Genomic DNA, 3,035 nt, shown 5'->3' with positions numbered 1-3,035 from the left:
AAGACTACATTGAACTTGAGGCTAACGATGGTGGCTTCAAAGTGGGCGAAACTTACACTATCAGCTTCAATCAAGCTTGTGAGCTACTTCAAAAAGTCGCTATCACGTTGACGCAGAAAAACAACAAAGGTGTCAAGCTTGTTTTAACGCCAACAAAGGCCAAGATGGAACCAGAGACTTTTGTTTTAAATAAAGATAGCAATGTCATTCAGACCTATCCATTTTCATTCACAGGCGTTCTAACTGGTGATTGGTATAAATCTAAACGGATAGATTTAAATGCGTCAGAAAGGCAGGAAATAGCTCTTGATATGGAGTATAAAGAGATTGTGGACGGGAACAACACTGATTTAGTTTTAGAGTGGGGGGAAAACCCAGATGTTATTTTTGATGGAAATGGAGGTATTTAATGTCAGGAGAAGTTATATCTGCCAGAGTCAGGCATAAAGGCATGACAAAAAGCGAATGGGAAGCTAGCGGTATTATCCTACCTGAAGGCGAACTTGTTTATGAGTCCGATACTGGCCACAGCAAGTTCGGTGATGGCAAAAATCAATATGAAAAATTGAAGTATCAAGGTGGACCACGAGGAGAACCAGGGCCCGCTGGAGAACGAGGGCCACAAGGTCTAACAGGAAAGACAGGCGAACGAGGGCCGATAGGAGAGACGGGGCCACAAGGCCCTCCTGGACCAACAGGACAGCGTGGCGAACCGGGGCCAGTGGGTAAAACGGGGCCAAGGGGCGAAAAAGGTGACCCGCTAAAATTTGAGGACTTAACGCCTGAACAAATTGCTCAAATCAAAGCAAAAGATGTTGATTTATCAGGTTATGCGACAAAAGCAGAGCTTAAAGAGATTGATGTTAGCAAGCAGTTAGCTAACTATCCAACAAAAAACGATGTTAATCGTACTTGTGCAGAAAAAAAACACAAACATAGCATCGAAGATGTAAATGGTTTGCAAAGTGCACTTGATAAAAAAGCTAGTTTCACACATTATCACACTGCTACAGATATTGTAGGATTAGATAGAATTTTAGAAAAAGTGAAATTACCTGAAAATATCGCTACAAAAGACGATTTATCTGAATATGTCAAAAAAGGAGAGGGCGAAGGCGTCAGCTTGCAAAAAGTAGCATCAGCTATGGAGCGAGTCATTGAAACGAAAGTGACAAACAGGTATGCTCCTGTAAGGCACACTCATAGCATTGCTGACATTCCTGGTCTTTCTCAAGCGCTTCAAAACTCTACAGTACCAAGAGACGTCGTGAGACGTTCTGAACTCAGCAGTTATGCACGGATTGCAACTATAATGCCTGAACTACAAAACATTGGAAAAATTAAAGACGAAACAACAGGTCAATTTCTGTCTGTACGAGTTGTGGATAAAGGACAAGTGCCGAGAAATACCAACGGAATGATTGTCTTCGAGAGGGCTTAAAATGGTAGTTTTTAAAGATGCAAGTTACGTCGAGGGGGCTTACAAGCTCTTAGAAAACGGCGATTACGGCGATCACGCGTATTTTGATGATTTTGAGGTCGGCACAGTATATCTTCCAGGGGATAGCATCTCTGATTATTTTGGATTCAGAGCTTTCAGAGCTTTGTTGTATACACGAGATGGACTCAAAGAGTTCACAACTACACGAGACAGAATCTACACCGACGCTAGAACCTACCGTAGCCCTAGCGCGCCACCGCCACGACCAGATACCCCACAAGGAAACTCTTGGAACTTTAAAAGTATTGTGATTAACGGTAAAAATATCGCAAGAGTCGTATCAAATAATCGAGTGATTTGGATAAGTGAGCAAAAGCCAGAAAAAACCAAAAAACTTATTTTCAATGATATGTTGACTGGCGATGATGTATTCTTATCAGCTTATCCAACTTATTACTTTGTTGTAAACGGAGAAACTGTCGTAAAAAAAGCAGAGCAAATTACAACAGGTTACATGTCTATCGGCGGTGTTTATTTCTTTACACAAATAAGTTCACAAAGGGAGTTAGTTATAAGTAGTTTTAACCCTGTTTATGTTCAAATTTACGGTGAAAGTTAGGAGGGAAAATGAGCAGAGACCCAACAACAACTATTAACGAAGAAAACGTAACGATTTTGCCAGACGGACGTGTTTTCTACACGTTCACACCTCGACAAAATACCAATTCTGTCAGACTTGCCAGCGATTGCCTTGGTAACGCAAAGTTCAGTCAGATTATGATTGAAAAAGGGAATAAAGCAACAGATTACGTTGCGCCTTTCGTTATTGAAGGTAGCGGTGAATCAACAGGTATTTTCAAAGGCTTAGAAGAAGCACTCAACAGTATCAAAGAAATCAATCTTGAGATGACCGATACAGAGAACTCGAACTTATGGTCTAAAATCAAGATTAACAACAGAGGCATGTTGAGAACGTACTTCGACACGACTATCAAAAATGAGATTCTAGAAACTGCTAGGGGAATCAGAGAGACAATTTCAGACACAGAGCGTGGACTCAAATCAGAGTTCACCAAAACTGTGCAAGGCCAACGCGTTAAACTTGAAAGCTTACTAGAGCAAAAAACTGCCGAAATGGGCTTGACCGTCGATGGTCTGCGCTTTTCGATAAATCAAGCAAACGAAAAAACGGCAGTCATTCAGGCTAGTGTTGCGGGGTTGAGGCAAGATTACAAAGATGCAGATAAGCAGTTATCGGCTTCTTTCCAATCTGGCATTGAAGGTCTAAAAACGACAATTCGAGACGAAAAACTTGGACTACAAGCAGAAATTGCATCATCTGCTAGAGGTTTGTCGCAAAAGTATGATGATGAATTGCGCAAATTATCCGCGAAAATCACAACGACTTCAGATGGCACAACGGAAGCTTACGAGAATAAGCTTGATGGCTTGCGAGCAGAGTTTACTCGTAGCAATCAGGGTATGCGCACAGAGCTTGAGTCTAAGATTAGTGGATTACAATCAACATATCAAGCGACTGCTAATCAAATCTCACAAGAGATTCGCAACCGAGAAGGTGCTATCAGTCGCATTC

Annotated in this window: 3 protein-coding genes and 1 pseudogene; all 4 read left to right on the top strand. The window is 41.5% G+C overall.

Going from position 1 to position 3,035, the window contains the following annotated elements; translation table 11 throughout:
- Positions 1–410, top strand: a pseudogene (locus tag AKK44_RS08380) (phage tail spike protein); the annotation flags it as partial.
- Positions 410–1,441 carry a hyaluronate lyase N-terminal domain-containing protein gene (locus AKK44_RS08375; RefSeq protein ID WP_054279295.1) on the top strand — a complete coding sequence of 344 codons (1,032 nt, stop codon included), beginning with the start codon at positions 410–412 and terminating at the stop codon, positions 1,439–1,441. The pseudogene AKK44_RS08380 and the gene AKK44_RS08375, both read left to right, overlap by 1 nt.
- Position 1,442: 1 nt before the next feature.
- Positions 1,443–2,060, top strand: coding sequence for a hypothetical protein (locus AKK44_RS08370; protein ID WP_054279294.1), 618 nt, complete (start codon positions 1,443–1,445; stop codon positions 2,058–2,060).
- An 8-nt stretch (positions 2,061–2,068) separates the two neighbouring features.
- A partial coding sequence (locus AKK44_RS08365) for a gp58-like family protein (RefSeq protein WP_236686767.1) occupies positions 2,069–3,035 on the top strand: 967 nt, incomplete at its 3' end.

This window comes from Streptococcus phocae (assembly GCF_001302265.1).
GTDB lineage: Bacteria > Bacillota > Bacilli > Lactobacillales > Streptococcaceae > Streptococcus > Streptococcus phocae.
This window is presented reverse-complemented; position numbering and strand designations above follow the sequence as displayed.

Coding starts and splice junctions, on each gene's coding strand:
- AKK44_RS08375 (WP_054279295.1), top strand. CDS start 410: ATGTCAGGAGAAGTTATATCTGCCAGAGTCAGGCATAAAGGCATGACA.
- AKK44_RS08370 (WP_054279294.1), top strand. CDS start 1,443: ATGGTAGTTTTTAAAGATGCAAGTTACGTCGAGGGGGCTTACAAGCTC.